The sequence below is a fragment of the Aestuariivita sp. genome (assembly GCF_049276915.1).
Lineage (GTDB): Bacteria > Pseudomonadota > Alphaproteobacteria > Rhodobacterales > Rhodobacteraceae > Aestuariivita.
Genome location: NZ_JBASXK010000068.1, coordinates 1 through 6483 on the forward strand (window position 1 = coordinate 1; position 6483 = coordinate 6483).

General features: G+C 58.7%; 5 protein-coding genes. 4 read left to right on the top strand and 1 reads right to left on the bottom strand.

The features are described 5' to 3' along the window. Nucleotides 1-95 precede the first annotated feature (95 nt). The 4 genes from WAO69_RS06925 to WAO69_RS06940 all read left to right on the top strand — a co-directional run bounded on the left by WAO69_RS06925 (nucleotide 96) and on the right by WAO69_RS06940 (nucleotide 4779). Nucleotides 96-584 carry a tripartite tricarboxylate transporter TctB family protein gene (locus WAO69_RS06925; RefSeq protein ID WP_422177403.1) on the top strand — a complete coding sequence of 163 codons (489 nt, stop codon included), beginning with the start codon at nucleotides 96-98 and terminating at the stop codon, nucleotides 582-584. Between the two features lie 12 nt (nucleotides 585-596). Then, nucleotides 597-2117: a tripartite tricarboxylate transporter permease gene (locus WAO69_RS06930; RefSeq protein WP_422177405.1), complete on the top strand. Its 1521-nt coding sequence runs from the start codon at nucleotides 597-599 to the stop codon at nucleotides 2115-2117. A 36-nt stretch (nucleotides 2118-2153) separates the two neighbouring features. Next, the gene (locus WAO69_RS06935; RefSeq protein ID WP_422177407.1) at nucleotides 2154-3683 is read left to right on the top strand and encodes an acyl--CoA ligase; all 1530 of its coding nucleotides are present in this window, start codon (nucleotides 2154-2156) and stop codon (nucleotides 3681-3683) included. Nucleotides 3684-3798: 115 nt separating this feature from the next. After that, entirely contained in the window at nucleotides 3799-4779 is a 981-nt protein-coding gene (locus tag WAO69_RS06940) for a 2-dehydropantoate 2-reductase (protein ID WP_422177409.1), read from the top strand. 49 nt (nucleotides 4780-4828) lie between these two features. Here WAO69_RS06940 and WAO69_RS06945 read toward each other — a convergent pair whose 3' ends face one another. After that, a complete protein-coding gene (locus WAO69_RS06945; protein WP_422177411.1) occupies nucleotides 4829-5983 on the bottom strand; it encodes a glycosyltransferase family 4 protein in 1155 nt (384 codons plus the stop codon). Nucleotides 5984-6483 lie beyond the last annotated feature (500 nt).

Genomic DNA, 6483 nt, shown 5'->3' on the forward strand with positions numbered 1-6483 from the left:
CCTAACTTAACTGACCCTCGTATCTATGAGTGGGCCTGCCGAGACGCTGGCCCGCTCTTTTCAACTCACCCAAAAAACTGACTGGAGCCGGGCTGTTGCAAACTGCTGATCGTGTCATTGCGCTTTCCATCATCGGAATGAGCCTTTACTTCATGAGCCACGCTATTGCGCTGCCGATTGGGTGGAATGGCGAGACGGGCGGACCGGGGGGCGGGTCTTTTCCGTTCTGGCTGTCTCTGGTGATGGCTCTGGCGGCCGCTGGTGTTCTGCTGCGCAGCTTCATGCATGAGAAATCCGAGCAGGCGTTCTTTGATCACGCGACGTTGCGCTCGGTTGTTTCGGTCGCCGTTGCGGTTGGCGTGACGATTGCGTTGATGCCATTTGCGGGTTCCTACATCTCGATCCCGCTTTTCATGTTCTGGTACCTGCGCATCTTCGGACAGCATGGCTGGTCCGTGGTGGTGCCGCTTACGTTGCTGACGCCGGTGTTCCTGTTCTTCTTCTTCGAAGTCACGCTCAAGATCCTTCTGCCCAAGGGCTGGACCGAGCCTTTGTTCATTCCGCTTTACGCGGCCTTCTTCTGAGGAGAACCGGATATGGAAGTTTTTGGTCTTCTTGCTGAAGGGTTTGCGACATCCCTGTCACCGCTGAACCTGATGATCGTGATCATCGGGGTGACAGCGGGGCTTTTCATCGGCGCGATGCCGGGGCTTGGATCGGTCAATGGTGTGGCCATCGTTTTGCCGCTGACATTCATTGTGCCGCCATCTTCGGCCATCATCCTGCTCTGTGCGATCTATTACGGCGCGATGTATGGCGGGGCGATCTCGTCCATTCTGCTGGGCATACCCGGATCGTCCACGGCCGTCGCGACCACCTTTGATGGGCGTCCCATGGCCCAGCAGGGCAAGGCCGGTCTGGCTCTGATCGCAGCCGCGATCGCCTCGTTCGTTGGCGGGACGATTTCCGTGCTGCTCTTCACGGCCTTTGCGGTACCGCTTGCCGACCTGGCACTTGCTTTCGGTCCGGCCGAGGAGTTTGCGCTGGTGCTTCTGGCCTTCACGACCTTTGTCGGACTGGGTGGTGACGACGTTCTCAAGACTATCATCATGATTTGCCTTGGGTTGGTTCTGTCCACGGTGGGGCTGGATCTGATCTCTGGCCAGCCGCGCCTGATCTTCTTTGACCAACCGGGCTTTTACGCGGGCATTTCCTTCCTTGTTCTGGCCATCGGCGTCTATGGCATCGGCGAGGTGCTTTACACCATCGAAACCCAGCGCACCTCGCCGCAGGTCACCCCTGCCAAACTGACGTTCAATGAGCTGTGGCTGGGCTTGAAGGCGATGAACAAGCTTTGGAAATCCATGTCGCTTGGTTCGTTTCTGGGCTTTTTCGTCGGCATGCTGCCTGCTGCAGGAGCCACTCCGGCGGCTCTCATGGCCTATGGCATCGCCAAATCCACTTCGAAACGACCCGAAACCTTCGGCAAGGGCAATATCGAGGGCGTGGTCGCGCCTGAAACGGCCAACAATGCCGCCTCGACCGGGTCCTTGCTGCCGATGCTGACGCTGGGTATTCCGGGCTCTCCGACGACGGCTCTGCTGCTGGGCGGGATGGTGATGTGGGGGCTGGTACCCGGACCCATGCTGTTTATCGAACAGCCTGATTTTGTCTGGGGGCTTATCTCATCGCTCTACACGGCCAACTTTGCCGCGGTTGCGATCAACCTCGCGCTGATCCCAATGTTTGTCTGGGCCTTGCGTATGCCGTTCACGGTGCTGTGTGCGCTGGTGCTTGTTCTATGTCAGGTAGGGGGGTTTGCGCCCAGCCAGAAACTGCATGATGTCTGGTTGATCCTTGGATTTGGCGTAGTGGGATATCTTCTTCGAAAAGCCGATTATCCGCTGGCGCCGCTGGTTCTGGCTCTGGTATTGGGTCCGCTCATGGAGAAAAGCTTTCGCCAGACGCTGATCGCCGAACAAGGGAATATCCTGGCATTTGTCGAACGTCCGCTTTCGGCGTCGTTCATGGCAATAGCTCTGTTGTTCTTTGTATTGCCGTTGATCAAATATGTGCGCAAAAGCCCCGTCAAAGACAAGGTGTCGCCCGCAGCCTAAAGGCGCACCCCCTCAGACCAAGAAGGAAGACGACATATGCAGACCACCATACAGGCTTTGCTGGCCCAACACCCCGACGAGGCACCGGCGATCGGTGCGCCGGGACGCGACTGGATGAGCTATGGCGGGTTGCGCGCACAGGCTGCCAAGGTGGGCGCACAGCTTCATGGGTACGGCATCGGGCGCGGCGATCGTGTGGCGATCGTCTTGCCAAACGGCCCGGAGATGGCGGTGGCCTTCGTGACCGTGGCCCAGGCGGCGACGACGGCTCCCCTGAACCCGGCCTATCGGGAGGACGAGTTCGCGTTCTATCTGGAAGACCTCAAAGCCAAGGCCATCATTCTGGCCGAAGGATATGAAGGCCCGGCGTTGGCAGCGGCGCAGCGGTTCGGTCTGACCGTGCTCAGCCTGTCTGTGCCGGAAGGCGCGCCAGCGGGTGCGTTCGAACTGACGTCTCAGGCTGAAGCGGGCGAGGCGGATACCGCAGCGCCCGGGCAGGATGATATCGCGCTGATACTCCATACCTCGGGCACGACCTCGCGACCAAAGATTGTTCCCCTGATGCAGTCGAATGTGGCGGCCTCGGCGGACAATATCGCGCGCTCACTGGATCTCACGGCTGCGGATCGTTGCCTGAGCGTGATGCCCTTGTTCCATATCCATGGCCTGGTTGCCGCCGTGACCGCGTCACTATCCAGCGGAGCTTCGATCTGGTGCGCGCCGGGATTTGACGCCTTGCGCTTCTTTGGCTGGATGAGTGAAGCCCAGCCGACCTGGTATACGGCCGTGCCGACCATGCATCAGGCGATCCTGTCGCGCGCTGCGCGCAATGGGGATGTGATCGACAGCGTCAAGCTGCGCTTTCTGCGCTCGTCCTCGGCCTCTTTGCCTGCACAGGTCATGATGCAACTGAACGAGACATTCGGTGCGCCCGTTGTCGAGGCCTATGGTATGACCGAGGCGGCGCATCAGATGTGTTGTAACCGGATGGATTTGCAAAAACCCGGATCGGTCGGTGTGCAGGCCGGACCACTGGTGCGTATTGCCCACGAAACAGAAGATCGGCTGATCGAGGGTACCGGCGAGGTTTCCATCTCGGGGCCGAACGTGACGCCGGGTTATGAGGGAAATCCCGAGGCCAATGCGAAGAACTTTTTCGAGGCCGAAGGTCGTCGCTGGTTTCGCACCGGTGATCAGGGTGCCTTTGACGAAGACGGGTTCCTGCATCTGACGGGCCGTCTCAAGGAGATCATCAACCGCGGCGGTGAAAAGATCAGCCCGCTGGAGGTGGACGGTGTTTTGCTGGATCACCCGGCTATCGCGCAAGTGGTGACATTCGCACTGCCTCATCCGAAACTGGGTGAAGAGGTGGCGGCCGCTGTCGTGCTGGTAGAAGGGTCTGAGACCACCGAGAAGGACATTCGCGCCTTCGCAGCAGAACGCATGGCTGATTTCAAGGTGCCTCGCAAGGTGATCATTTTGGACGAGATCCCCAAGGGTGCTACCGGCAAGATGCAGCGTATTGGGCTGGCTGAGAAGCTGGGCCTTGTGGAAACCGCAGCCTGATCCTGTCGGGCCATCATGCTGACGTCGCCTGAGGGAGCCTCCGGCGGCCAGTATTTGCAGCAAGAAGAAACATGGGGACGCGCCCGGTTGGGTGCAGTTTCACAAGGGGAAGACCATGAAGATCTGTGTGTTCGGGGCAGGCGCCATTGGCGGCTATATGGGTGTGAAACTGGCGCAGGCCGGAGCGGATGTCAGCCTTGTGGCGCGTGGCCCGCATCTGGCGGCCATGCAGAGCAAGGGACTGATGTTGATCGAAGAGGATGCGGATCCGGTGACTGTGTCGGTGACCGCATCGGACAACCCCGCAGATATGGGACCGCAGGATTATGTCATCGTGACGCTGAAGGCCCATTCGGTCCCGCCCGTGGTTGACAAGATGCAACCGTTGATCGGACCAAACACCACGATTGTATCCGGAGTGAACGGCGTCCCATGGTGGTATTTCCACGGTGTCGGCGGCGCTTTGGAAGGGACACGGCTTGCAAGCGTGGACCCTGGTAATGCGCAATGGGATGGCTTTGGGCCGGATCGCGTTCTTGGCTGTGTGGTCTATCCGGCGGCGGAAGTTGTCGAGCCGGGCGTGATCAAACATATCGAGGGCAACCGCTTTTCATTGGGCGAGCCTTCTGGTGAGAAGTCCGAACGGGCGATGGAACTATCCAAGGCCTTGAGTGCCGCCGGGCTGAAATCGCCCGTGCGTCCGCGTCTGCGCGATGAAATTTGGGTAAAGCTTTGGGGGAACCTGTCGTTCAACCCGATCTCTGCGCTGACCCATGCGACGCTGGATGTTCTGTGTACCGATCCTGGCACCCGGGCCGTAGCGCGGGGGATGATGCTGGAAGCCCAGGAGATCGCTGAGAAATTGGGCGTGAAATTCCCCATCGACGTGGATCGCCGCATTGATGGAGGCGCTGCGGTCGGGGCGCATCGCACATCCATGTTGCAGGATCTGGATCAGGGCCGGCCCATGGAAATCGACGCGCTGGTTGGGTCGGTTCAGGAGTTGGGCCGTGTGACGGGAACGCCGACACCCACCATCGATACGGTGCTTGCCCTGGTGCAGTTGCGCGCGCGCACGGCCGGGCTTTATGCGTGATCTGGACCGAGTGGGGGCGCGTGCTCGACACGGTCCTTGCAGTGCTATGTCAGAGGTCGTTGCCGAGCGCCGTTCTCAGGCAGGCCCTGATGCTGTCGGTCCAGACTGGAAGTGAGAATTGGCTGGCCCAGGCGGTATGAATCTTCTTTCGCCATTCAGCCGGGTCCTGACGATATTGGCTGATCTGTGCGTGAATCCGTCGTGAAGCCATGGCAATTGTTTCGGCATTGTTCACGTCGATCTGTTCAAACAGGGGATGCACCGCAGCTATTTCGGCTGTGCCGCCAACATCTGTCAGTGCGATTGGCAGGCCGCATTCAAAGGCCTCGATCGCACCAAACGGCAAGCCTTCATATCGCGATGTCATCAGGTAGAGATCGGCCGTCAGAAGAAAAGGTGCCACATCGCTTTGTGTGCCCATGAATTCGACCGCTGCGAATTTTTCGGGTGTCAGACGGGTGCGAAAATCCTGTTGTATCTCTTTGCCGTCGGTGTCTGGGCCAACAAGGCAGAGGGTGTAGGCTTCGGGCAATTGGGCAAACAGCTCTGCTGCTGCTTGCAGGTTTTTCTGCAGCGAGACCCGGGTCGTCATGACGATGCGTCGCTTGGCACCGATGTCCTGTGTTGCCTGGGCAATCGTCTCAGGCGCGCTTCCCACAAGCGAACAGTTCAAGGCATGGGCGACGCTGTGGCGGTTTTGCAGCATGCGAGGAATAAGGTCGCAATCCATCTGTGAGGTGAACAACAGAACATGGCGCGGCGTTATCGCAAGGCACAAGTATTCCAAGAGCCGCATCGGAGCAGCAATCACAGGGTTTCGCCCCGGACCAAATGGAACGCCCTGATACGCGACAACAAGCGCGACCTTACGTTTTCGAAACCAACGCAGTTCGATCAGGATAAGGCGGGCAAGAAGTACCGAAACTGATGATTGAACCCATAGGACATCGGCTTCGCGACTGATCAGTTCTCGGCGCAGCGCCCTGAATGCAGACAGGATGCGGATGGGGTTGAGCCCACTGGCAAGCCCTGAAAGCTGCACATAGCCGATTTCTTTGTCCGCCAGGAAGTCAAAACCGCCTCGATTGATATCCGAGATAACTGTGAGCGTGTGATCATGGATGAAGACTTCGCACAGAAGCTGGATCAAACGCGGAATTCCCGAGCGACGTCCATCGCCACCAATGATTGAAATGCGCGCCACACAGGTCTCCCAGACATCTGGGCTATTGTGACATGTATCTTTGGCCAGAGGCAAGCCAGGCGAAAGTTCTGCCGGGCATCACCAGAGCCGCGAACAATATCGGTTTGTCGTTTCCGGTGCGCCGTGGCTATGTTACGCTTCGTCTCCAAGACCAAAGGACATTCCGGTGCGCAATCAGATCACAATGGCCGCAAACAGGGCGTTGTTTCGGATGACGCCAGACTGGCTCTATCTGCGTCTTGCTCTGCGACTGATCCCATTGTTCGACAAACGGCGCAGGGGGCTGAACACGCGGGTAGAGCGTTTCACGGGCGGGTATATTGCACGCAATGAGCGCGGAACTTGGCATTTCAATTCTGCCTTCAAGATCGGACGGTATCTCTACCGCGATGCTGATGACGGCATAACAGACGCCATGTTGCGCAAGTACAGTGACGGGGCCGTCCAGATCAGCCCTGGTGAAGTGGTCCGGCAAATTCGGACAGCGTGCTAAGATGTAT